Source organism: Embleya sp. NBC_00896 (assembly GCF_045207785.1).
In the GTDB taxonomy this organism is placed as follows: domain Bacteria; phylum Actinomycetota; class Actinomycetes; order Streptomycetales; family Streptomycetaceae; genus Embleya.
The window spans coordinates 714343-736471 of sequence record NZ_CP108776.1; the positions used below are offsets into that span (position 1 = coordinate 714343).

Consider the following 22129-nt stretch of genomic DNA (forward strand, 5'->3'; position numbering starts at 1 on the left):
GCGCGCGCTCCTACCCCTTGCCGTCCAGCACCTCGCGCAGGGTCACGGCGAATTCGTCCGGCACCATCGCGTAGCCCATGTGGCCGCCCGGGAACTCGACGCACCGGCGGTCGAGTTGCTCGGCCAACCGGACCGCGATGCCGTACAGCAGGGTCTCCCGGCCACCGGCTCCGGCCGCGAGCGCGATCGGGGCGTCGCGCAGCGCGGCCAGGTCCGGCTCGTAGCGGGTGAACGAGCGCAGTTCGTACGCCAGGCCGAAGTCCACGTTGACGATCACCCGCTCGACCATCTCGCTTACCCACGAGGGCAGTTCGGCGGGCACGGACGTGGGTGGCGCGGCCACGCCGAAGAGCGCGGACAGCTCACCCATCGCCGCCGCGCCGCCCTCGCGCCGGTACAGCTCGTACACCTCGTCGAACCGCGCGCGCCAGCGCACCGGGTCGGGCGACAGGCCGACCACGAGCGGCTCGTGCGCGACCACCGTGTTGACCCGGTCCGGGTGACGAGCCGTCAGATCCAGCGCGATCGCCGCGCCGGAGCTGGTGCCGAAGACGTCCGCCGGCTCACTCGTGAACGCGCTCAGCAGGCGGAGGGCGTCGTCGGCGTGCTCGGCGATGCGCTGCTCGACCGGCGGCCGGGAGAGCAGGCTGCGGGAGTTGCCGCGCCGGTCGTAGGTGACGACCGTATGGCGCTCGGAGAAGTGGTCGGCGACCGCCGCGAACATCTGCGCGTCGCCACTGCCGCCGGGAATGAACAGCAGGACCGGCCCGGCGCCACGCACCTCGTAATAGAGGTCGGCGCCGGGCACGGTCAGGATGCCGGTGTCCATGAGCAATCGCCTTCCATCCGGAAACCGGGTCGTTGCCACGCTATGCGACGAACCGCGCTCCGTCCGGAGAACGAGCCGATCGGCGGGTGCACCGCAAGGCTGGAGCGGCTCGACGGCACTCGACGGCTCTTGCCCGCCCCACCGTTGACGTTCGGCACCCGGCCCGTGACGTGCCTGGCCGCCGGGGAGGTCGGGAAGGCGACCGCACCCGCGATGTCCTCGCCCTAGGGGCAGACGATGTTGAGCGCGCGCTGCTGCTCCTTGACCGGTTCGGTGTCGGCTTGGAACTTCTCGCTGGTGGTTTGGAACGCCGGGTCGTTGCCCGCGGTCAGCGCCGCGGCTGCCTCGCTGAACGCTTCCACCCTGGCGCCGTACGCGTCGCGCCACCGCGTGTACGGCTGGGCTGCGGTCGCGTCCGCCGGCATCGGCACCGCGCGAATCCGGGTCATCGTGTTCTTCAACTCGCTGCTTGCCTCGTTCATCGCCGTCTTCATCTTCACCTTGTCGTGCGACACGAGGCTCGCCTTGAGATCGTTCAGCCGCTGCGTGATGGTGTCGGTCCGAGCGAGGCAGACATCGTTGATCGCCTGGACATAGGACTCGGGCGTCTGCTTCTTGGGATCGACACCGGTCGGCGCGGCCGCATCGGCCTTGCCGTCGCCGTCCGACAGATCGAACGGCCCGATCCCCATCGCCAAGAGCACACTGACGACGGTCGCCAGTGTGCCCACGAGGGTGAGAATCAGCATGAGCCTCCCGTTGCCGCCACCGTCACCGCCACGCTGTGGAGGTGGTTGCTGCGGCACCGGCGGCATCTGCGGCGGATACGGCCCGTGGGGCTGTTGCTGGTGATATGGAGGTTGTTGTCCATATAACGGAGGTTGTTGTCCATATGATGGTTGCCCACCATAGGGATGCTCCTGGTATGACATGACCGGCTCCCCCTGCTCCGTGCCTCAGCGCGTGCCGCGCAAGGGCGTTCGTAGCTTAGCCACAGGCACACGTGCTGTTGGCGCCGATACCGCAGGCACAAGGGAGGCAGGGGCCACAAGACACCCGGGATCCGGTTGGGTGCCGGATCGTGGGGGTGGCGGGCAGCCGGCCCAGCCCTCGGCCCCTATCCCCACCACTCCAAGGACACGACGCCCCTACGGCGAGGCGATCTCCGCTCCCGCGAAGACCCGCACGCACTCGTCCCGAGCCGGCTCGCTCAGCAGTGGTCCGAACCGGGTGAGCAGGGCCAGGAGTTCCGTGCCCCACCGGGCGCCGAATTCCGGGTCGACCCGCACGATGTCGAGTTCGTTGGCCGCGGTGAGCTCGGCGAAGTCGCGGCGCTCGGCCTCGGTCGGCGTGTACGTCCGGCCGGTGAACCGGTCCCGGAAGGTGCCCTCGACGACCGAGCCGTAGCTGGCGGCCCGGTCGCAGCTGGCGTAGAAGTACACGATCCGCTCGGCGTCCACGCCGATCCGGGTCGCGAGCTCGGCCCGGCGGTCGAGCGGAAGCAGCGCGGTGGCGAATCCGTCCGTGCCGTAGAACGCGTGGCACAGGCCGGCGGTGCGCAGTTCGGGTCGGGCACCCCAGGTGCCGAGCAGCGCCTCGACCCGGCTCAGATGTGCCAGCAGGGTGCCGCCGGGATGCTCGATGCGGTCCGCGCCGAGCATGCGTATGTAGTCGACAATCACGTGCAACCCCTTGCCATGTAATGGGTCGGCGCCGACTGACCGGTGGCCGCCCGATGACCTCGCCCACACGATAGCGCTGACGAACCGTCAGTTCCCAGGGTCTCGGGTGTACACATTGTGAGGTGTCGCTCTCGTGGAATCGGGCCAGAATGCGGGCAATCAAGGCGGGAGTCGCCGGTTTGTGGATACCGTCGACCCCGCCGCCGCGACCGAGTTCGGAGATACCTCGTGGGACCTGATCAGTTCTGTCTGGTTTTGCTGCGCCGGATGGGCGACTACCAGCCCGACCTGGTCGCCGACGCCGTCCGCGAGCTGGAGTTCACCCGCACCCGGATGCGCGAGGTCAACGCGCAGTGGCAGCGGATGGTGCGCAGCCGCTCGGTGGGTGGCTCGGGGCGGGCGTATCGGGCCGCGCTCGGCGAACCGGCCGGGCGGGCGCAGCGCGCCATCGGGGACCTGATCGCCGACGCGCAGTGGTGGGTGCTGCCGTTGTGGCCGGATCTGCGCTTCGAGATCCTGACCGGCCCCGACGGACGGGTCTGGCAGGAGTGGCTCGTACGAGCCGATCCCGCCACGATGCCGCCCGTCGAGGCGGTATCCGAGCTCAGGCCCTGGGAGTACGTGATCGGGGACGTCGCCCGGGCGTTCCCGCAATTGCGTCACATGGAGGGTTCCGCGCCGAGTCGGTGGTCGAGCCTGATCACCGAGGGCGAGGCGACCTACCGGGTCGACTTCGTGTGGGGCCTGCTCCAGGAGGTCGTGCGGATCGACGCGGAGTCCGGCTCGGTACTCGAAGCGCACGCGCGGTAGCGCTCGACGCGCGAACCACGGCCCGCCGCGGCCCTCAGGGCTCCGCCCCGAAGCGCACATGCAGCGATTCCGGTCCGCGCAGCGCCGTACCGAGCAGGCCCCGGACCCGCGTCGGGGTCGCGAGCCGCATCGTCGGCAGCCGCCGCAGCAGCACCGCGAGCGCGGCCCGGATCTCCGCGAGGGCTAGCCAGGCCCCCAGGCACACGTGCGGCCCGTCGCCGAATGCCAACGTCGGGCGGACCCGGCGGCGGATGTCGAACACGTCCGGGTCCGGGTACAGCGCCGGGTCCCGGTTCGCGGCGGTGATCGCGAAGATCAGCGGCGTCTCGGCGGGGATGTCCAGGCCAAGCCCCTGCCAGTCGCGAACCGGCTCGGGGCACATCCGCGGCAGCAGACCCACGGGAGGCTCCCAGCGCAGCGCCTCCTCGACGGCCCATTGCAGTTCCTCGTCCGGGTTCGCGAGCACCCGCTCCAGCTGCTCGGGGTGGGTGAGCAGCGCGTACAAGGCGTTGCCCAGGCCCAGGTAGGTGGTGTCGGCGCCGGCCGGGAAGAGCAGCCGCAGGAACGACATGATCTCCTCGTCGGTCAACCGGCGCCCCTCCGCCTCGGTGGTCGCCAGCGTCGAGAGCAGGTCGTCGCCCGGGTCGATCCGGCGGCGCGCGAGGATCGGCGTGACGTACTCGGTGAATTCGCGCGAGGCCCGCTCGGCCGCGTCGGGCGCCATCGGAAAGTGGAACAGGTCGACGGCCCAGCGCCGGAAGCGCTCCTCGTCGTCCATCGGCAGCCCGAGCAGGCGGGTGATCACCCGGACCGGGTAGCCGTGCGTGAACTCGGTGACCAGGTCGGCCTCGCCGCGCGCCTCGAAGCGGTCGACGAGTTCGTGCGCGAGCGGTTCGAGGATCGCCTCGACCTGCTCGGTGACGATCCTGCGGCGGAACGCCGGGACCACGAGCTTGCGGTTGATCCGGTGCTCGGCGCCGCGCATGCACTGGATGGTGTTCCCGAGCACCGGCTCGGTCGTCGCGGCGTAGATCGCGGCGGCGGGGAACGACTCCTCGTCCTTGAACGCGGCCGTGACCAGGTCGTGGGTCAGGAACAGGACCGCCGGCATGCCCAGGAACGGCACGATCGCGTACGGCTTGCGCTCGCGCGCGGCGGCGATCAGCGCGTGCAGATCCGGGATGTCGTCGAACGCGAAGTCGTGGCCCTCGATGTCGAACGGGCCGAGCGGGCGGAGCCGGCCGAGCCGGTCGGGCGTTTCACGTGTCTCGGTCATGCGGCCTCCCTGGCCGAACCCTTCGGCGACGAATATTCGTCGTCAAAGTGACGTATATTCGTTGACTCTAGGGATGGTCCCGAGCCCGGACAAGGGGTGCCCGATGGTCGCTTCACCACCCACCGATCGCGTCGTCGCGGTCGTCGAGCTGCTGGCCGCCGCGCCGCGCGGGTTGAGCGTGTCCGAGGTGGCGGCCCGGCTGGACCAGAACCGGTCGACGGCGACCGCGGTGCTCGGTGCGCTGGAGCGGCCGGGGTGGGTGCAGCGCGGGGCGGATCGGAGGTACGTGCTCGGGCCGGGGCTGCTCGCCGTCGCGGACGCGGTGCGGGGGCGGGTGCGGTTGCCCGAGGGCGCGGCCGAGGTGTTGGCCGAGCTCGCGACGCGGGTCGGGTGCGGGGTGGCGCTGTCCCTGGTGGGCGTGGATCAGGTGGTGTTCCTCGCGGTCGAGCCCGGCCCGGGGCGGGTGCCGGCGGGCATCGCGGTGGGCACGCGGCTGCCGTTGCGGCCGCCGGCCGGCGCGGCGGTGCTGCCCTGGCGACCGGCCGCCGAGCGCGCCGCGTGGCTCGCGCACGCGCCCGAGTTGGCTTCGACCCTGGACACCATCCGCGCGCACGGGGTCGCCGCGTGGCGGCCGCGCGGCGACTCGGTGGCGCTCCTGGAGATCCTCCGGGACGTGGTCGGCCTGCTCGACGAGCATCCGGGGCGGGCCGGGTTGCGCACGCGTGTCCTCGATCAGCTCGCGCTGATCAGCGCGCACGCGTACACCGAGGCCGAGCTGACGGCGGATCGGGCACTGCCGCTGAGCTACCTCGCCGCGCCGATCCGGGACGCGCGCGGCACACCCACCCACGAGCTCCAGATCGGCCCGTTGCGCGCGGCGGTGGGTCGGGTGGAACGGCGGGAGTACATCGACGCGTTGCGCGCGGCGGCGGATCGGCTCTCCGGGGCGCCGCCGGTTGCTTGACCAGGTCTGACATTCGGGTTTGGCTGAGGTCATGAAGCTCCGTATCGGCGTCGGCCTCGGGCCGCGCGACCCCGCCGACCCCGCGACATTCGGACAGCTCGTCGACCACATGGAACGAATCGGGGTGGACTCGCTGTGGCTGCCCGATCTCATCGGCGGTGACCTGCCCGACCCGCTCGTGGGCATCGGCTACGCGGCCGGCCGGACCGAACGGCTCAAGCTCGGCAGCGGCGTCACCGTGCTGCCCGGCCGCAACCCCGTCGCCGTCGCCAAGGAACTCGCCACCCTCGCCGCGCTCGCGCCGCGCCGGATCCTGCCGGTGTTCGGGGTGCAGCACGCGACGGCGCGCGAGCGTCCGCTCTTCCCCATCCCCGGGCCGCGCGGCGAGGTGATGGACGAGGCGCTCACCCTGGTGCGGCTGCTCCTGGCGGACGAGGACGTCACGTTCGAGGGCAAGTACTACGCGTGCGAAGGGGTCACCGTACGCCCGCGCCCGACCCGGCCGCTCGACCTGTGGCTCGGCGGCAGCGGCCCGAAGTCGCTGCGCCGGGTGGGCCGACTGGCCGACGGCTGGCTCGGTGCCGCGCTGACCCCGGACGAGGCCGGCCTGGGCAGGCGCGCGATCGAGGCCGCCGCCGCGGAGGCCGGGCGCGGCATCGACGACGACCACTACGGGATGAGCCTGGTCGTCGCGTTCGACGGGGTCACCGGCCGCGACTTCGGCGCACTCCGCCGGCAGCGGCCGGACGTGGACATCGCCGACCTGGTCCCGTCCGGGTGGGCCGCGACGCGCGCGTTGATCCGCCGCTACGCGGACGCCGGGTTGAGCAAATTCGTGGTTCGACCGGCGGCCCCACCGCGCTCGTGGACCGCGTTCCTGGACGAGTTCGCCGCCGAACTGCTGCCGCTGGAGAAGTGAACGATCTTCCCGTACACGACAACTGACGCTGTGTGAGCAAAATATTACGCCCGTCGGGGTCAGCCGGAATCGTGCGCTCCATGTGTACGTTCGATTGCCCAGCGTGCCGGCACGTCGATCCCGCACCCCCCTCCGACCTGCGCCGGAGCACATGTCGACACGTGAACAGTCCCTGTATGCCCGGGAGTTGGACGCACCCTCCCATTGGCCGGATTACGTACGGCACCGGCGATCGAATCCGGCCAATCGAGGTGGATCCAAGGCGCCGACGGAGGCTTGCGCACTGTCTGACACTGAGTCAGGATCGCCACCGTTCCCCTCCGGATGGCGCGCGCCACCGAGCGCTGCCGCCGGCAACGAAGGATGGAAATCACGTGTCGACTTCCCCCGCCACCCCGCTCTGGCTCCAGGGACGGGACGCCGTCGTCGCCGCGGCCGCCCCCGGCGACTGGCGCGAAGAGGCCCCCGACTACCACCTTTCGCACACGGTGATGCCGGGTCAGCGGAGCACGCAACACGCCCCCGACTCGCTGGAGGCGATCGTCGAGAGCATCGTGCAGGTCTTCGAGATGGAGGTCTCGCACAAGAAGGACCCGAAGACGTGGGTCTCGATGGTCACCGAGCGGTTCCGCACGAACGTCAACGGCGGCCCGTGGGCGAGCGCCCAGGACATCGTGGACCAGGGCAGCTACAACATCCTGATCGGCGACAGCGTCTTCTACTCGCCGGGCCGGGAGAGCTTCGAGTCCTCGCACCAGATCTTCCACACGGCGTTCCCCGAGGGCTTCTACTGGGAGGTCCTCGAAGTCCTGTCGCCGCCGCCCGTGGTCACCTTCAAGTGGCGCCACTGGGGCAGCTACACGGGCGAGTACAAGGGCTTCGAGCCCACCGGCGAGACGATCGAGATGTTCGGCATGAGCGTCGCGAAGGTCAGCGACGACCTCAGGCTCGTCGAGGTCGAGCACTACTACGACCCCAACGCCTTCCTCGGCAAGCTCACCGGCGGCTGCCCGGTGGCCCACGGCAACTAGCAACCGACGGCTACGGCTACTAATGTCCGCCCGCCCGTCCGGCCGGCGGGCGGGCGGGCGGCGGGCGGCGGGCGGCGGGCGGCGACGATCGAACGACGACGGGCTGTCGGGGGAACTCGCGACAGCCCGTCGACCGCGCCGGGGCCACCTCTCGGCCGGGCGAGCACGGGGGGCACATGATGAGCGTGGGGCCGCAGGCGTACACATGGCTGCACGATCGGGGGCAACGCGTGGCGTTCTGCATGACGTTCGTGCGCGGACTCACGCCGGACGAGGTGCTGCGCCGGATGGGCGCCGATCCGCGGCCCGGCCCGCTGCGCGGACGTCCCGAGGCCGGCCGGCTGATCCGCGCGCGGTGGAGCCCCGCCGGAACCGGTGCCGGCCAAGCTCGGGGACAACTCACAGGCGGGGCAGGCGCGTTCGGGCCAGTCGGGCCCGCTCGGTGATGGCGTCGTCGGCCGTGCGGACGGTGAGCGAGCGGTAGGTGCCCGGGACCGTCGAGACCCAGAAGCGGCCGCCGAAGATCGTCGCCGGGACCGGCAGCGCGAAACGGCCCCGGCGGAACTCGACGCGCGGTGGCACTTCGTCCTCCGGAAGGACGCCCCACGCGAGCGCCCACGGCCGCTCGCCGCGCCGCGAACGCAACGCGCCGCGCACCAGGGTCGGGCCCAGCGCGGCCCCGGCGACCGCCACGTCGACCAACCGGTAACCGGCGTACACCTCGAGGGCCGGCCGGCCGCGCGAGCCGCGGCCCAGGCGCATCGTGTAGTCGCTGAGGCGCAGGTACAGCTCGGTCGTCGGCTCCTGCAAGACGTCGCGCATGGCGCACTCCCCCGGTTCAGGCGGTCCGACGGGCGTTCCATCGGACCCCCCAAGGATTCGCCGTGACGGCCGCACGCCGCATCGGCTGAGCGAACCGTTTCCCGGGACCCGCGTACTTCCCTCGTACGACGGAGGCGCCCGCCCACCTCGCTCGCGCGAGCGATACGAGAGGCCGCTCAGGTCGCCCCCGGGACGGCGAGCCCGGTCTCGTACGCGCAGATCACCGCGTGCACCCGATCGCGCAGCCCGAGCTTGCCCAGGAGGCTGCTCACGTGCGTCTTGACGGTGTGCTCGCTGACCACGAGCGCGTCCGCGATCTCCGCGTTCGACATCCCCTGCGCGAGGCAGCGCATCGTCTCGCGCTCGCGCGCGGTCAGCACGGACAGGCGCTCGGCCGGTTCGGCGGGCGCCTCGGTGCGCGGGAGCCGGCGGGTGTAGTCGGCGATCAGCCGCCGCGTCACCGACGGCGCGAGCAGCGCCTCGCCGCTCGCGACCATCCGCACCGCGTGCACCAGGTCGTCCCGACGCACGTCCTTGAGCAGGAAACCGGCCGCGCCCGCGTACAGCGCGTCGTAGACGTACTCGTCGACGTCGAACGTGGTCAGCATGACGATCCGACACCCCGCCGCCTCGGCCGACACCACGCGCGCCGCCTCGATGCCGTCCATCCGCGGCATCCGGATGTCCAGCAGCAGCACGTCGGGCCGGTGCTCGCGGACCGCGTCGATCGCGGCCAGCCCGTCGCCGGCCTCGGCGACCACGTCGATGTCGGGCTGCGCGTCGAGGATCATCGCGAAGCCACTGCGCACGAGCCCCTGGTCGTCGGCCACGACGACGCGAATCGGCATCACGCGACCCGGGCCGCGTCGAGCGGGATCCGCAGCGCGACCTCGAACCCCCGGGCGTCCGCGCGGGGTCCGGCCGTCACGCTCCCACCGCACGCGGCGGCGCGCTCGCGGATGCCGATCAGCCCGTGGCCCCCGCCGGGCCGAGGCAGCCCACCGCGTCCATCGTCGGTAATGGTCACCGTCATCGTGTCGTCGCCCCATTCGAGCCGCACGTGCACCGTCGTGGCGTGCGCGTGTCTGACCGCGTTGGTCAGCGCTTCCTGGACGACACGGTACGCGGCGATCTCCGCGTCCGAACGCAGCGGACGGCGGGTGCCGACGCTCTCGTACAGCACCCGCAGATCGGTCCGGCCGACCTCGGCGACCAGTTCGGCGATGTTGGCGACGGTGGGCTGCGGCGCCCGCGCGGCGCACTCGTCCTCCTCCTTGAGCGTGCCCAGGATCCGGCGGAGCTGGACCATCGCGTCCCGCCCCGCGTCGGCGATCGCGTCGAACGCGGCCTCCGCACGGGCCGGATCGCTGCGCACGACCACCGGCCCGGCCTCGGCCTGGACAGTCATCAGGCTCACCGCGTGCGCCAGGATGTCGTGCATGTCCCGGGCGATCCGGGCCCGTTCGCGCGCGGCGGCCCGCGCCACCTCGGCGCTCGCCCGCCGGGCCTCCAGGTCCCGCTCGTGCTCCAGCCGCCGGGTGCGCTGCTCGATGCCCTCGATATACGCCTGGCGATGCCTGGTCGCCAGCCCGAACGCCGCCGCCGCGGTGAGTGCCAGGACGTCGAACGTGGCCATCTGGAACGGTTGGTGCTTGGCGTACTCGACGGCCAGCACGATCGGCAGGGTCAGCACCGCGACGGTGATCCGCTGCCACCGCCGACCGATGGCGAAGACCGTGTAGATCGCGATCGTCATCCCGAACTGGAACGGCTGGCCGGGCCGATGGTGCAACGACACCGGGATCGTGGACATCGCGACCACGATCGCGACGGTGAACGGCGCGCGACGCCGCCAGATCAGCGGGATCGCGGTGCCGGACAGGAGCAGGAACCCGAGCCGGTAGGGCGAGCGCCACCACACCAGGAACGGGAGCGACACGAGCAGCCATACGGTCAGCCCGATCATCAGGTCGAGCAGCCGCGGGTCGATCCGGCGCAGGATGTCCAGGGTGTGCCTGGCCCGCTCGCGGACGTGGTGGTCGGCGCCGTGCTCGGTGGGGTGGTCGGACATGCGGCTTACTCCCGGTGGTGTGTTCCCGCCAGTGTCGCGGGTGCGCCCGTTCCACCGCCTCGCTCGCGCGAGGGATCTGCCGAAGTGGTCGGGCGGGGCGCGCCGGCCCCGTTCCCGGCTCGGCGAATCGGACGAATCAGGCCGCCGCCGGCGAACGCGGCCCCCGATGGCATTTCGGGTACCGTCGCGTCTGGTACGACTGGTGCCATGGCTACCGGCAACCGCTTCGTCCCCGACCCCGACCACCCGACCCGGGTGCCCGTGACGTGGTCGGCCGTCGCCGTCTCGGGCCCGACGGGGGCGGAGCCGTGCGGCCACTGAAGCGGGGCCAGGTGTGGACGATTCCCACCGTCGGCCGGGAACGGACGTTCATGATCGTGCAGAACGACCATGTCGCCGCGCTGCATCCCGGCGCGGCGCTGTGCGCGCTGGTCGACACCATCGGCGACCGTCAGGAGTCCCTGGTCACGGTCCGGATCACCACGCCCGTCGAGGGCGTGGTGCTCGCCCCCGACCTGTACACGTCCCGGCACCGCCGCTTCGAACAGGGCACCTACCTGGGCGATGTGGCCCCGGAGGAGATGGAACGCGTGGACATCGCGCTGCGAGCCGTCCTGGGTCTGTGACCCCGGACGACCCGGCGCGACTCGGCGCGCATTCGGCGCAACTCGGCGCGGATCAGCGCGAATCAGCCTGAATCAGCGCGGCAGCGTGATCCGGAAGGTCGTGCGGCCCGGTTCGGAGAAGACCGCGACGCTGCCGGCGTGGCGTTGCACGATGATCCGGTAGGAGATGTCCAGGCCGAGCCCGGTTCCTTCGCCGAGGGTCTTGGTGGTGAAGAACGGCTCGAAGATCCGGTCCTGGATGTCGCGCGGGATGCCGGGGCCGGTGTCCTCGATCTCGATCACCACCGAGACCGGGTCGGAACTCGCCCGCAGGGTCAGCGTGCCCTCGCCGGCCATCGCGTCGGCGGCGTTGTCGATCAGGTTGGTCCACACCTGGTTGAGCTCGGCCGGGTAGGCCTGGATCCGCGGCAGGTCGGCGGCGTAGTCGCGCTCGATCCGGATGTCGCGCAGCGGACCCGCGAGCATCGCGACCGTGCTGTCCAGGCCCTTGCGCAGGTCGGTTTCCTGGTACGGGGCGCGGTCCATCTGGGTGTACTGCCCGGCGGCGGCCAGGAGTTCGGTGATCCGGCCGAGCGCGTCGGCGACCTCGTCCAGCAGCGCCTCGCCCTCCAGGGTCGCCGCGAGCCAGCTCAGTCCCGGTCGCGCGGCCGGGCCCAGGGCCGCGCCCGCTGCCCGCGCCCAGTCCTCGTACAGGCCCACGTGCACGAACGCCGGCGCGGTGTCGTACGCCTCCGGGATGCCCAAGTCCTCGAAGAACTCGGCCACTTCGTCGGTCCGGTCGGAGAACTCCAGCGGGCGCAGCCGCGGCGGCTCGACCTCGCGGTGTGCCAACACGTCGTCCTGTAGCCGGGCCAGCGCCTGTATCGCGGCGGCGTCGGCGCCCGCCTCGGCCAGTTCGGCACGGGCGCGGCGCAGTTCGCCGAGCCGGCCGCGCAGCCCCGCGGCGGCCCGCTCGGCCGCCGCGGCCGGGTTGCCCAACTCGTGGGTGAGCCCGGCGGTGAGCGTGCCGAGCGCGATCATCCGCTCGCGCTGGCCGACCGCGTCCCGATTGCGCTGCCCGCCCAGGAACATGCCCGCCACGAGGTGCGCGGCCATCGGGAACCACTCGGTGAACGCCTGCGCCAGTTCGCCGGCCGGCAGCACGAAGAAGGTCGAGTCGGTGTGCGTGCGCGCGGTGTTGCCGTACGCGTGCGCGGCCGGCGTGTCGCCGTCGCCGTTCAGGGCCAGGGCCGCGCCGACGTACGCGCCGCGCATCGACGAGCGGTGCACCTCCAACTCGCCGCCGCGGACGACCCGGTTCATGGTGACCTCGCCGGTCAGCAGCACGAAGAAGCACTCGCCGGGGTCGCCCTCGTTGTAGAGCGTCGTGTTGGCCGGGAACGCCTTGACCTTGCCGTGCTCGCACAGCCAGTTCAGGTGCTCGTCGGCGAGCTTCTCGAACAGGAAGAGCGTGCGCAGTTCCTCGGGCGGCAGCGCGTCGCACACGCTCATCGGGAGCCCTCCTTCGCCGGGGTCCGGGTGCCCAGGGTGTCGAGGTAGCGGTGCACGAGCATGACCGTCATGGCGCCCTCGCCGACCGCCGACGCGACCCGCTTGACCGACGCCGCGCGCGAGTCGCCCGCGGCGAACACGCCCGGCACCGCGGTCTCCTGGATGAACGGCGGGCGGGCCCAGCCGTCGAGCTCGCCGTCGCAGTCCTCGACCAGTTCGCCGCCGGTGAGGATGTAGCCGTCGTCGTCGCGGCGCACGCCGCTGCCCTCCAGCCACGTGGTGCGCGGGCTGGCGCCGATGAAGACGAACAGCCAGGACGCGGGGACGGTCTCCTCCTTGCCCGAGTCGCGATCGCGCAGGGTGAGTTCGCGCAGCCGGTTGGTACCGTGCGCCCGGGTGATCTCGGTGCGCACGCGCACCTCGACGTTGGGGATCTGCGCGAGCTGCTCGATCAGGTAGTGCGACATGGAGGCTTCCAGGCCCGCGCCGCGGACCAGGATGATCACCCGGCGGGCGTAGCGGGCGAAGAACACCGCGGCCTGCCCGGCCGAGTTGGCCGCGCCGACGATGTACACGTCCTGGTCGCGGGTGTCGGGGCCGGTGGTCAGCGCGGCGCCGTAGTAGACGCCGCGGTCGGTCAGTTCGGCCAGGCCGGGCGCGTCCAGGGTGCGGTAGGACACGCCCGTCGCGAGCACGATCGCGTGGCCCTTGGCGACCACGTCGCCGTCGCAGGAGACGGAGCGGACGTCACCGTCCACGATCAGGCCGGTGACGTCGCGCGTGCTGACTATCTCCGCGCCGAACTTGAGCGCCTGGCGGCGCGCGCGGCCGATGAACTGCGAGCCGGAGATGCCGTCCGGGAAGCCGAGGTAGTTCTCGATCCGCGAACTCTGCCCGGCCTGCCCGCCGGTGGCCTGGCGTTCGACGAGCAGCGTGCGCAGTCCCTCGCTGGCCGCGTACACGGCGGCGCCCAGTCCCGCCGGGCCGCCGCCGACGATCACCACGTCGTACAGGTCGCCGGTCGGCGTCACGGACAGGCCGACGTACTCGGCCAGTTCGCCCTTGGACGGGGCACGCAGGACGGTGGAGTCGGGCGCGATCACGACCGGCACGTCGGCCTCGGTGGTGCCGGTCTCGCGCAGCAGCCGGCGGGCCTCGGCCTGGGTGACGTCGTACCAGCGGTAGGGCACACCGTTGTTGGCGAGGAAGTCGCGCAACTCGAAGGACGGCGCGGAGAAGCGCGCGCCGATCACCGTGGCCCAGCTCTCGTCCGGCACCGGCGCGGTCTCCCACGCGGTGATCAGCGAGTCCAGGACCGGGTAGAGCCGTTCCTCCGGTGGGTCCCACGGCTTGAGCAGGTAGTGGTCGATGTCCACGTCGTTGATCGCCCGGATCGCCGCGCCGGTGTCCGCGTACGCGGTCAGCAGGACGCGTTTGGCGCGCGGGTACAGGTGCGCGGCCTGTTCGAGGAAGGCGACGCCGTCCATCTGCGGCATCCGCTGGTCGGCGATCAGCACCGCGACGTCCTCGCCGCGCTCGTGCAGTTCGGCCAGCGCCTCCAGCGCCTGGTCGCCCGATTCGGCGCGGACGACGCGGTGCCGGTCGCCGTACTGTCGCCGCAGGTCACGGGCGACGGCACGGGAGACCGCCGGGTCGTCGTCGACGGTCAGCAAGACGGGCTTGTCCACGGATGTCCTTACGGGATGGGCGGAGCACGGAAGGGGACGACTGCCCGAAACCGGCCGCGGCCATGCGCCGGGCAGTGCGTCCGCCACGTTATCCTCCCGGCCGAACCCGCAGGTGGGGAGTGTCGTGCCTGCCGTCAGGGCGCGTGCCCGCCGACGATGCCGCTCTCGTACGCGAGGATCGCGGCCTGAACCCGGTTGCGTACGCCCAGGCGGGCCAGGATGGCGCTGACGTGCGTCTTGACCGTGCCCTCGACCAGGTGCAGGCGCTGGGCGATCTCCAGGTTGGACAGGCCCTCGCCGACCAGGGCCAACACCTCGCGCTCGCGGGCGGTCAGCAGGGCCACCCGCGCGCCGCCGTCGGAATCGCGGACGGGTCGGGTCGGGGCCCGGTGGGCGATCACCCGCTTGGCCACCTGCGGGGACAGGTACGCGCCGCCCTCGGCGGCCGCCTTGACGCCCGCGATCAGCTCGCGCGGGTCGCCGGACTTGAGCAGGAAGCCGGTGGCCCCGCTGTCGAGGGCGGTGGAGATGTAGGCGTCCTCGCCGAACGTCGTCAGGATCACCACGGCGGTCTCGGGCACCACCCGGCGCAGCTCGGCGGTCGCCGCGAGGCCGTCCATGTTCGGCATCCGAATGTCCATCAGGGCCACGTCCGGGCGGAACCTGCGGGCCTGTTCGACCGCCTCGCGACCGTCGGCGGCCTCGGCGACCACCTCGATCTCGGGGTCGGCGGCCAGGACCAGGTGGACGCCGGCGCGAATCAGCCGTTCGTCCTCGGCGAGCAGGACTCGGATCCTGGGCCGTTCGGTGGTGCTCAACGCTGCTCCTTGGGGATGGGGCGGGGATCCGGGCGGATCGGGCGGATCGGGTGGATCCGATGGAAGTCGTGGGATCCGTGGGGAAGTCGGGCCGGTCGTCAGGGTCGGGTCGCGTCGCGTCGTCGTTCGAGCGGGACGACGTCCTTGGCCACCAGCACGTCGTGTGCGAAGCACAGCCGGAACACGCGGCTGGGGAAGACATCGCCGTTGGTGTAGTACTCGCAGCGCGCGTCGGCGGGGATCGGCGGCTCGCTCTCGGGGCGGTCCCGGTACTGGTCGTCCGGCAGCGTCGCGGCCAGCTCCGCGCGGGTCTGGCCGATCCGCATCCGGTCGTAGTCCTCCGGGGCCACGGCCGCGCCCGTGGTGGAGAACGCGTACGCGGACGCGGCCAGGACCACCCCGGCGCCGGTCCACGCCAGCGCCTTGACGAAGCCGCGGCGCAGTCGGCGGCCCTGCTCGAACCGGCCCGCGGCGGTGTCCGGGCTCGCGGGCGCGGCGTGGTGCGGGAGGCGGGCCACGACGCGGAAGCCGTCGTCGGTCGGGGCGGCGTCCAGGGTGCCGCCCAGGAGCCGGGCCCGCTCGCGCATGCCGACCAGGCCGTAGCCGCTGCCGGTGGGGGCGACGTCGCCGACGCGGACGGCGGGGCCGTTCGCGACCTCGACGGTGCTGAGGTCGCCCACGTGGGTGACAGTGACCCGGACCACCGCGCCCGGCGCGTGCTTGGCCGCGTTGGTCAGCGACTCCTGCGCGATCCGGTGCACCGCGAGGGCCACCATCGGCGGGATCGGGGTCGGCTGTGCCGGCACGACCGTGTACCGCACCACCATCCCCGACGCCCGGCACCGTTCGACGAGCGCGGCCGGGTCCTCGTGGACCGGATCCGCGGGCGCCGACTCGTCGCTCTCGCGCAGCACGCCGATGATCTCGTGCAGGCGCTGGGTCGCGGCCCCGGCGCCGGCCCGCAGCTCGCCGGCCCGTTCGCGCTGCTCCTCGCCCAGCGTGCGGTCGAGTTCGAACGCGGCGGCGCGCAGCGCGAGCAGGCTCAGGTCGTGGCCGAGCGAGTCGTGCATGTCCTGCGCGATCCGGGCCCGCTCGCGCAGCCGGGTCCGCTCCTCGACCAGGTCCCGCTCGCGTTCGAGCCGGGCGGCCCGCTCCCAGCCGCGCTCGTGCAGCGCGACCCACTGGTGCCGGTAGCGGCCGACCAGCCAGGGCAGCACGGCGAGCATGAGCAGCTCGGCGGGCAGCACCGCGAACTCGGTCGGCAGCGGATCCTCGATCCACGCCCCCACCAGCGCCGGCACGATCAGCGCGGCGAGCCGGCCGGGCAGGCCGGGGCCGTCCGTGGACCGCCGTCCCGCGAGGAACGCGGCGAGCACGACGGCGGCGTAGAACCGGGGCTCGCCCTGGGCGAGGAAGACGGTGACGGTGACGGCCGCGGGCGGATACATCCGGCCGAGCACGGCCGCCGCGCCGAGCCCGATCGCGAATGTCGCGGCGTGTGCGGAGGAGATCGGCAGCGGCGAGTTGACCGTCAGCATGCCGACCGCGACCAGGGACCACAGGGCCAGGTCACCGGCCCAGGCGGCGGGGGTTGTGCGCATGTCCCAGACGGTAGCGAGCCCCGTCGCGACGACACCTCTGTCGAAAGTCCCGGACTTACCCTGCTGGCGCGCCGCCAAGACGCCTAACGTGGCGCTATGTCCGAGAATCGGCGGCCGCCGCATCGCGAGACCGTGCAGGCGTTGGTCGGGGTGACCGTGATCGTGATCGGTCTGGTGGTGACCCTCGTCCTGCACTTCACGCACGACTCGGACGGGCCGCACCCGACCCCGGTCCCGGTGTCGATCAGCCCCACCGAGACCGCGTCCACCGCACCCCATGTGCCGGGCGCGAGCGGGGAAACCGGGGCACCGTGCTGCGGGCCGCCGGCGCCGGCGGCCCTGGGCGGCACGCCCTGAGATCGGGCGACACACCCCGAAATATTGCAGAGGATTCTTTGCAGAGAGTCCTTTGCAGAGAAGTCTCTGCCTATTAGAGTCGGGGCATGCCCAATCCACTCCCGCGGATGGACGCCCGCAGCCTGCGTGGCCTCGCCCACCCGCTGCGCATGCGCATAGTCGAACTCCTCAAGCTGGACGGCCCCGCCACCGCCACCCACCTCGCCGCGCGACTCGGCGAGAGCACCGGCACGGTCAGCTGGCACCTGCGCACCCTGGCCGAGCACGGCTTCATCGAGGACGACCCCGACCGCGGCACCAAGCGCGAGCGCTGGTGGCGAGCCGTCTACAACCCGCGACAGCTGAACACCAGCGACTTCCGTGACGACCCGGCCACGAGCGGCGCGCTGGCCGTGTTCGAGGACGAGTCCCTGCGGCAACAGGCCGAGCGGATGGTCGCCACGTACGGCGACGCCCAGGAGATGGGCCCGGAATGGGTACGCGCCCGGTCCGTCTCGGACTGGAGCGGCGTGCGCCTGACGGCCGATCAGCTCGCCGAGCTCAACGACCGCGTGGTCGCGCTCGTGAGCGAGTACACGCAGGCACCGGAGCAGCCCGGCGCGGTCACGGTCGTGCTCCAGTACCAGTCCCTTCCGCGCCGATCCGAGGAACCGACATGAGTGGACTGCTGCGCAGACACCGCGACTTCCGCCTGTTGTGGTTCGGTGAGACCACCGGCAGGTTCGGTGCCTCGGTCACCGGCGTCTCGATGCCGCTGATCGCGGTCTCCACGCTGGACGCGAGCACGTTCCAGGTCGGCCTGCTCAGCGCGGCGGCCTGGCTGCCGTGGCTGCTGATCGGGCTGCCGGTGGGCGTGTGGGTGGACCGAATGGCGCGCCGGCCGATCATGCTCGGCGCCGCCGCGACGTCCTTCGCACTGTTCCTGTCGGTCCCGCCGGCGCACTGGGCGGGGATCCTGAGCGTCGGCCTGCTGTTGGCGATCACGCTCGCGACCGGGGCGTCCGCGGTCTTCTTCCAGACCGCCTACACCGCCTACCTGCCGAGCCTGCTCGAGCCGGCCGACCAGTCCGAGGGCAACAGCAAGCTGCACGGCAGCGCGTCCGCCGCGCAGATCGCGGGGGTCGGCGCGGGCGGTCTGATCGCGCAGTTCGTGGGCGCGGTCAACGGGATGTTCGTCAACGCGGGCACGTTCCTGACCTCGTTCGCGTGCCTGTCGAGCATCCGGCACCGCGAACCGCCGCCCGAGACGGCCAGGGCGGGCGGGGCGGGCGGGGTGACCGACCGGGCGGCCGACGCGAGAGCCGGGCGCTCGGTGGTCCGCGAGATCGGCGAGGGTCTGCGGCTGGTCGCCCACGACCGGTGGCTGCGCACGTTCGCGCTGTTCGGCGGCGCGTCCAACCTCGGCCTGGTCGGGCTGCAATCGATCCAGGTGGTGTTCCTGGTCCGGACCGTGGGGGTCAGCCCCGGCGCGGTCGGCGGCCTGATCGCGATCGGTTCGATCGGCGGCGTCGCGGGGGCGTTCGTCGGCCGCCGGGTCGCGGCACGAATCGGCACCGCGCGGGCCACGATCGCGTTCGAACTCGGTCTGCCGGTGCTCGTCCTGCTCGTGCCGCTGACCGGCGAGGGCGTCCGCCTCGTACTGTTCGCGGTCGGCAACTTCGCGATGGTGGCCGGGGTCGTGGCGGGCAACGTGATCAAGGCGGGCTTCCAACAGCGCTACTGCCCGCCGCGGTTGCTCGGTCGGATGACCGCGAGCATGCAGTTCATCAACTACGGCACCATCCCGCTGGGCGCGGTCCTGGCCGGCACCCTGGGCTCCACGATCGGCGTCCGCCCCACGGTGTGGGTGATGGCGGCGGCGATCCCGTCCGCCGCCCTGATCCTGCTCTTCTCGCCGGTGGCCCGCCACCGCGACCTGCCGACGACCAGGGAGGCGGGCGTCGACACGCGCGTGGCGGAGCAGGTGGCGTAGGGCATGTCCCGGGCCGGTCCGGGACGTGCCGCCGGTCCCGAGTCCCACCCGGGACTCGGGACCGGCGGTGGTCGGCGACCGACCGTGTCACACCCCGACCAGCCGGTGCTTCGACGGGCGCAGGTAGACCGCCCAGGTGACCACCATGCACAGGCCGTAGAAGCCGAGGAAGGTGAGGTAGGCGGAGTCGCCCCGGCCGGAGTTCAGGAACGATTCCCGGAAGGCGATGTTGACCAGGACCCCGCCGAGCGCGCCGACCGCGCCCGCGATGCCCATCAGGGCGCCGGACAGGCGTCGCGCGGCCGCGCCGGGGCCGAGCTTGGCCGCGAAGATCGCCGGGATCATCTTGTACGCCGAGCCGTTGCCCACGCCGCTGAAGATGAACAGCAGCACGAAGCCGGTCAGGAACAGCGCCAGCGACTCCTGCCGCGACGCGACGTAGACGATCAGCGCGCCCGTCGCCATCGCGACGAAGTTCCAGAAGGTGACCCGCGCCCCGCCCCACCGGTCCGCGAGCAGGCCGCCGATCGGCCGGACCAGGGAGCCGAGCAGCGGCCCCAGGAAGGTCAGGTACGCGGCCTTGACCGGGGTCGCGAACTCGGCGTGGAACTGCACCTGCAACACCTGGCCGAACGCGAACCCGAAGCCGATGAACGAACCGAACGTGCCGATGTACAGCAGCGACATCACCCACGTGTGCGGATCGCGCGCCACCTCGCGCATCGCGCCCTTGTCGTTGCGCAGCGCCGGGAGGTTGTCCATGTACCGCGCGCCCAGCAGCGCCGCGATCACGATCAGCGGGACGTACACCGCGATCAGCAGCCGCGGGTGCTTCGCGCCCGCCGTCGCCAGCACCGCGAGGCCGACCAGCTGCACCGCCGGGACGCCCAGGTTGCCGCCGCCCGCGTTGATCCCGAGCGCCCAGCCCTTGAGCCGCTGCGGGTAGAAGGCGTTGATGTTGGCCATCGAGGAGGCGAAGTTGCCGCCGCCGACGCCCGCGACCGCCGAGACCCACAGGAGCGTCTCGTACGAGACGCCGGGTTCGAGCACGATCGCGATCAGCGTCGTGGGCAACAGCAGCAGCAGCGCGCTCACCACGGTCCAGTTCCGGCCACCGAAGCGGGCGACCGCGAACGTGTACGGGATCCGCATCGCCGCGCCGACCAGGGTCGGCACCGCGGTGAGGGTGAACTTCTGCGCGGGGTCGAACCCGTACGCGGGGCCGAGGAACAGCACGATGACCGACCACAGGCTCCAGACCGAGAAGCCGATGTGCTCGGAGAGTACCGAGTAGATCAGGTTGCGCCGGGCAATCTTGGCGCCGGCGGCGGCCCAGAACGCTTCGTCCTCGGGCTGCCAGTCGTCGAGCGGGCGAACTGCCTGGGTCGAGGCGCTGACGGTTGTCGTCACGGGGACCTGCCTGTCCGGGAGGGCTTGGTAGCTGACGTTCCCTCACGCTAGGAACGTCAGGTTTCGGCCCGGTGCGCCGTCCCGGTCGGCGACGCTACAACTCGCTCAATGTCGCGATAGGCGCGCTGTGAGGAATCGCGGCCGGACCCGGGCGGAAGCTCCCCGCCCGGTGACAGCCGTTCGACAACGGCCGGAAAACTTGACGGCGGGTGTCAAGTTATCGAGGCAGGGTGTCTCGCACAGGAACAAGGGGCGTGCAGACTGCGCCCCGCACGAAGGGAGACACCCATGGCCGAGAACAACGCTCATCGTCACGAGGGCGACCCGGCGTTCGCCGCCGCGATCACCGTGCTGGCCGAGCGGGTGGACGGGCCGGTGTACGTGCCGGGCGATGCCGAATACGACGAGGAGCGGTCCGGATTCCAGGCCGCGTTCCGGCCCCGCCCCGACGTGGTCGTGGGCGCGGCCGGCGCCGAGGATGTGCGCTTGGCGGTGGAGTTCGCCGGGGCGCACGGGCTGCGGGTCGTGGTCCAGGCCACGGGCCACGCCCCGGCGGACGCCGGCGCCGGCGGGCTGCTGATCTCGACGCGGCGGATGGACGGGGTGCGCGTGGATCCCGGGGCGCGGACGGCGCGGGCCGAGGCGGGTGTGCGCTGGGCGGCCGTGGTGGCCGCGAGCACCCCGCACGGCCTGGCCCCGCTCAACGGCTCGGCCCCGCACGTGGGCGTCGTCGCGTACACGCTCGGCGGCGGCCTGGGCCTGCTCGCCCGCGAGTTCGGCTACGCGGCCGACCACGTCCGCGCGATCGACGTGGTCACCGCCGACGCGACGCTTCGACACGTCACCGCCGACAGCGACCCCGACCTGTTCTGGGCGCTGCGCGGCGGGCGGGACAACTTCGGCATCGTGACCTCGGTCGAGTTCGACCTGGTGCCGGTGGCCCGGGTCTACGGCGGCTCGCTGATCTTCGACAGCCACCTCGTCGAGGCGGCGACGGCCGCGTACCTCGCGTGGACCGAGACCCTGCCCGACGAGGTCACGTCGTCGATCTCGTTCATCGGCCTGCCCGACATCGCGCAGGTCCCGCCGCCGCTGCGTGGCCGGCACACCGCGAGCATCAAGATCGTGTACACCGGCGCAGCCGCCGACGGGGAGCGCCTGGTGGCCCCGCTGCGCGCGGTCGGCCCGCGGCTGATCGACGACCTCGCCGACCTGGCGTACGCCGACTCGCACACGATCCACAACGACCCGGCGCATCCGCACGCCTACCTCGGCGACAACGTGATGGTCCGCGACCTGGACCCGGCCACGCTGCGCGAGGTGTACGAACTCGCCGGTCCCAACGCGCCGTTGATGGTCATGCACGAGGTCCGGCAACTGGGCGGCGCGCTGTCGCGGCAGCCGGCCGTCGGCAACGCGGTCGGGCACCGCGATGCCCGCTACATCGTCCGCGTGGTGGCCATGCTCGACGGCCCCGCCGACCTCGACGTCGCACGCGAACTCCAGGCCAAGGTGCAGTACGTCCTGAAGCCGCTGTCGGTCGGCCGCAACCTCAACTTCGTCTACGGCGACGGCGTCCCCCCGACCCAGGACCAGGTCGCCGCGATGTACGACCCGAAGGCCCGCACACGTCTGGCCACCCTCAAGGCGACCTACGACCCGACCAACCTCTTCCCCGGCAACCACAACCTCGACACCACTTCGAGGTGACCCACCTCCCCGGCCCCGCGATCACGAACGCCGAACAGGGTCGGCGGGGCCG

General features: G+C 72.1%; 22 protein-coding genes. 10 read left to right on the forward strand and 12 right to left on the reverse strand.

From position 1 onward, the window contains the following. Window positions 1-10: 10 nt before the first annotated feature. From OG928_RS03345 to OG928_RS03355, 3 genes are all read right to left on the reverse strand, one after another. Entirely contained in the window at window positions 11-829 is an 819-nt protein-coding gene (locus tag OG928_RS03345) for an alpha/beta fold hydrolase (protein ID WP_406278935.1), read from the reverse strand. A gap of 224 nt (window positions 830-1053) precedes the next feature. Next, a complete protein-coding gene (locus OG928_RS03350; protein ID WP_406278938.1) occupies window positions 1054-1560 on the reverse strand; it encodes a hypothetical protein in 507 nt (168 codons plus the stop codon). A gap of 417 nt (window positions 1561-1977) precedes the next feature. After that, window positions 1978-2490 (reverse strand): DUF6817 domain-containing protein, encoded by a 513-nt coding sequence (locus OG928_RS03355; RefSeq protein ID WP_406290748.1) that lies wholly within the window; start codon window positions 2488-2490, stop codon window positions 1978-1980. Between the two features lie 249 nt (window positions 2491-2739). Between OG928_RS03355 and OG928_RS03360 the strand changes: the two genes are divergently transcribed. Then, window positions 2740-3321 carry a hypothetical protein gene (locus OG928_RS03360; protein ID WP_406278940.1) on the forward strand — a complete coding sequence of 194 codons (582 nt, stop codon included), beginning with the start codon at window positions 2740-2742 and terminating at the stop codon, window positions 3319-3321. A 34-nt stretch (window positions 3322-3355) separates the two neighbouring features. Here the strand turns inward: OG928_RS03360 and OG928_RS03365 are convergent, their stop codons facing one another. Beyond that, complete coding sequence (locus tag OG928_RS03365; RefSeq protein WP_406278943.1) at window positions 3356-4597, reverse strand: cytochrome P450; 1242 nt, start codon at window positions 4595-4597, stop codon at window positions 3356-3358. A gap of 103 nt (window positions 4598-4700) precedes the next feature. On the opposite strand from OG928_RS03365, the gene OG928_RS03370 reads away from it, so the two are divergent. The 4 genes from OG928_RS03370 (at window position 4701) to OG928_RS03385 (ending at window position 7957) form a co-directional block, all read left to right on the forward strand. Further along, the gene (locus OG928_RS03370) at window positions 4701-5561 is read left to right on the forward strand and encodes an IclR family transcriptional regulator (protein ID WP_406278946.1); all 861 of its coding nucleotides are present in this window, start codon (window positions 4701-4703) and stop codon (window positions 5559-5561) included. A 31-nt stretch (window positions 5562-5592) separates the two neighbouring features. After that, window positions 5593-6480: a TIGR03854 family LLM class F420-dependent oxidoreductase gene (locus tag OG928_RS03375; RefSeq protein ID WP_406278949.1), complete on the forward strand. Its 888-nt coding sequence runs from the start codon at window positions 5593-5595 to the stop codon at window positions 6478-6480. 374 nt (window positions 6481-6854) lie between these two features. Further along, window positions 6855-7511 carry an ester cyclase gene (locus OG928_RS03380; protein WP_406278952.1) on the forward strand — a complete coding sequence of 219 codons (657 nt, stop codon included), beginning with the start codon at window positions 6855-6857 and terminating at the stop codon, window positions 7509-7511. A gap of 179 nt (window positions 7512-7690) precedes the next feature. Beyond that, window positions 7691-7957 (forward strand): DUF6461 domain-containing protein, encoded by a 267-nt coding sequence (locus tag OG928_RS03385; RefSeq protein ID WP_406290751.1) that lies wholly within the window; start codon window positions 7691-7693, stop codon window positions 7955-7957. Here OG928_RS03385 and OG928_RS03390 read toward each other — a convergent pair. From OG928_RS03390 to OG928_RS03400, 3 genes are all read right to left on the reverse strand, one after another. Beyond that, complete coding sequence (locus OG928_RS03390; protein WP_406278955.1) at window positions 7911-8333, reverse strand: hypothetical protein; 423 nt, start codon at window positions 8331-8333, stop codon at window positions 7911-7913. The genes OG928_RS03385 and OG928_RS03390 overlap by 47 nt on opposite strands. 176 nt (window positions 8334-8509) lie before the next feature. Continuing rightward, window positions 8510-9181 carry a response regulator gene (locus OG928_RS03395; protein WP_406278958.1) on the reverse strand — a complete coding sequence of 224 codons (672 nt, stop codon included), beginning with the start codon at window positions 9179-9181 and terminating at the stop codon, window positions 8510-8512. Next, window positions 9181-10404 carry a sensor histidine kinase gene (locus tag OG928_RS03400; protein ID WP_406278961.1) on the reverse strand — a complete coding sequence of 408 codons (1224 nt, stop codon included), beginning with the start codon at window positions 10402-10404 and terminating at the stop codon, window positions 9181-9183. The genes OG928_RS03395 and OG928_RS03400 overlap by 1 nt, the downstream gene beginning before the upstream one ends. A 332-nt stretch (window positions 10405-10736) precedes the next feature. Here OG928_RS03400 and OG928_RS03405 point away from each other — a divergent pair, with 332 nt between their 5' ends. Beyond that, entirely contained in the window at window positions 10737-11030 is a 294-nt protein-coding gene (locus OG928_RS03405) for a type II toxin-antitoxin system PemK/MazF family toxin (RefSeq protein ID WP_406290754.1), read from the forward strand. 72 nt (window positions 11031-11102) lie between these two features. Here the strand turns inward: OG928_RS03405 and OG928_RS03410 are convergent, their stop codons facing one another. From OG928_RS03410 to OG928_RS03425, 4 genes are all read right to left on the reverse strand, one after another. Next, complete coding sequence (locus OG928_RS03410) at window positions 11103-12521, reverse strand: ATP-binding protein (protein WP_406278964.1); 1419 nt, start codon at window positions 12519-12521, stop codon at window positions 11103-11105. Further along, a complete protein-coding gene (locus OG928_RS03415) occupies window positions 12518-14209 on the reverse strand; it encodes an FAD-dependent oxidoreductase (RefSeq protein ID WP_406278967.1) in 1692 nt (563 codons plus the stop codon). The genes OG928_RS03410 and OG928_RS03415 overlap by 4 nt, the downstream gene beginning before the upstream one ends. Before the next feature lie 134 nt (window positions 14210-14343). Then, window positions 14344-15027: a response regulator gene (locus OG928_RS03420; RefSeq protein ID WP_406278970.1), complete on the reverse strand. Its 684-nt coding sequence runs from the start codon at window positions 15025-15027 to the stop codon at window positions 14344-14346. A 98-nt stretch (window positions 15028-15125) separates the two neighbouring features. Further along, window positions 15126-16628, reverse strand: a complete 1503-nt coding sequence (locus OG928_RS03425) for a sensor histidine kinase (protein ID WP_406278973.1) — start codon at window positions 16626-16628, stop codon at window positions 15126-15128. A gap of 96 nt (window positions 16629-16724) precedes the next feature. Between OG928_RS03425 and OG928_RS03430 the strand changes: the two genes are divergently transcribed. From OG928_RS03430 to OG928_RS03440, 3 genes are all read left to right on the forward strand, one after another. Further along, a complete protein-coding gene (locus OG928_RS03430; RefSeq protein WP_406278976.1) occupies window positions 16725-16985 on the forward strand; it encodes a hypothetical protein in 261 nt (86 codons plus the stop codon). A gap of 86 nt (window positions 16986-17071) precedes the next feature. Beyond that, a complete protein-coding gene (locus tag OG928_RS03435) occupies window positions 17072-17644 on the forward strand; it encodes an ArsR/SmtB family transcription factor (RefSeq protein WP_406278979.1) in 573 nt (190 codons plus the stop codon). Then, window positions 17641-18957: an MFS transporter gene (locus OG928_RS03440; protein ID WP_406278982.1), complete on the forward strand. Its 1317-nt coding sequence runs from the start codon at window positions 17641-17643 to the stop codon at window positions 18955-18957. Before OG928_RS03435 ends, OG928_RS03440 begins: the two co-directional genes overlap by 4 nt. Before the next feature lie 87 nt (window positions 18958-19044). Here OG928_RS03440 and OG928_RS03445 read toward each other — a convergent pair whose 3' ends face one another. After that, window positions 19045-20367 (reverse strand): nitrate/nitrite transporter, encoded by a 1323-nt coding sequence (locus OG928_RS03445; RefSeq protein ID WP_406278985.1) that lies wholly within the window; start codon window positions 20365-20367, stop codon window positions 19045-19047. A gap of 288 nt (window positions 20368-20655) precedes the next feature. Here OG928_RS03445 and OG928_RS03450 point away from each other — a divergent pair, with 288 nt between their 5' ends. Further along, window positions 20656-22077, forward strand: a complete 1422-nt coding sequence (locus OG928_RS03450; protein ID WP_406278988.1) for an FAD-binding oxidoreductase — start codon at window positions 20656-20658, stop codon at window positions 22075-22077. Window positions 22078-22129 lie beyond the last annotated feature (52 nt).

Excerpts from the sequence above, each read along its gene's own strand:
- OG928_RS03345 (WP_406278935.1), bottom strand. The coding sequence starts at position 829 with ATGGACACCGGCATCCTGACCGTGCCCGGCGCCGACCTCTATTACGAG.
- OG928_RS03355 (WP_406290748.1), bottom strand. The coding sequence starts at position 2,490 with ATGCTCGGCGCGGACCGCATCGAGCATCCCGGCGGCACCCTGCTGGCA.
- OG928_RS03365 (WP_406278943.1), bottom strand. The coding sequence starts at position 4,597 with ATGACCGAGACACGTGAAACGCCCGACCGGCTCGGCCGGCTCCGCCCG.
- OG928_RS03370 (WP_406278946.1), top strand. The coding sequence starts at position 4,701 with ATGGTCGCTTCACCACCCACCGATCGCGTCGTCGCGGTCGTCGAGCTG.
- OG928_RS03375 (WP_406278949.1), top strand. The coding sequence starts at position 5,593 with ATGAAGCTCCGTATCGGCGTCGGCCTCGGGCCGCGCGACCCCGCCGAC.
- OG928_RS03385 (WP_406290751.1), top strand. The coding sequence starts at position 7,691 with ATGAGCGTGGGGCCGCAGGCGTACACATGGCTGCACGATCGGGGGCAA.
- OG928_RS03390 (WP_406278955.1), bottom strand. The coding sequence starts at position 8,333 with ATGCGCGACGTCTTGCAGGAGCCGACGACCGAGCTGTACCTGCGCCTC.
- OG928_RS03395 (WP_406278958.1), bottom strand. The coding sequence starts at position 9,181 with ATGCCGATTCGCGTCGTCGTGGCCGACGACCAGGGGCTCGTGCGCAGT.
- OG928_RS03400 (WP_406278961.1), bottom strand. The coding sequence starts at position 10,404 with ATGTCCGACCACCCCACCGAGCACGGCGCCGACCACCACGTCCGCGAG.
- OG928_RS03410 (WP_406278964.1), bottom strand. The coding sequence starts at position 12,521 with ATGAGCGTGTGCGACGCGCTGCCGCCCGAGGAACTGCGCACGCTCTTC.
- OG928_RS03425 (WP_406278973.1), bottom strand. The coding sequence starts at position 16,628 with ATGCGCACAACCCCCGCCGCCTGGGCCGGTGACCTGGCCCTGTGGTCC.
- OG928_RS03430 (WP_406278976.1), top strand. The coding sequence starts at position 16,725 with ATGTCCGAGAATCGGCGGCCGCCGCATCGCGAGACCGTGCAGGCGTTG.
- OG928_RS03435 (WP_406278979.1), top strand. The coding sequence starts at position 17,072 with ATGCCCAATCCACTCCCGCGGATGGACGCCCGCAGCCTGCGTGGCCTC.
- OG928_RS03440 (WP_406278982.1), top strand. The coding sequence starts at position 17,641 with ATGAGTGGACTGCTGCGCAGACACCGCGACTTCCGCCTGTTGTGGTTC.
- OG928_RS03450 (WP_406278988.1), top strand. The coding sequence starts at position 20,656 with ATGGCCGAGAACAACGCTCATCGTCACGAGGGCGACCCGGCGTTCGCC.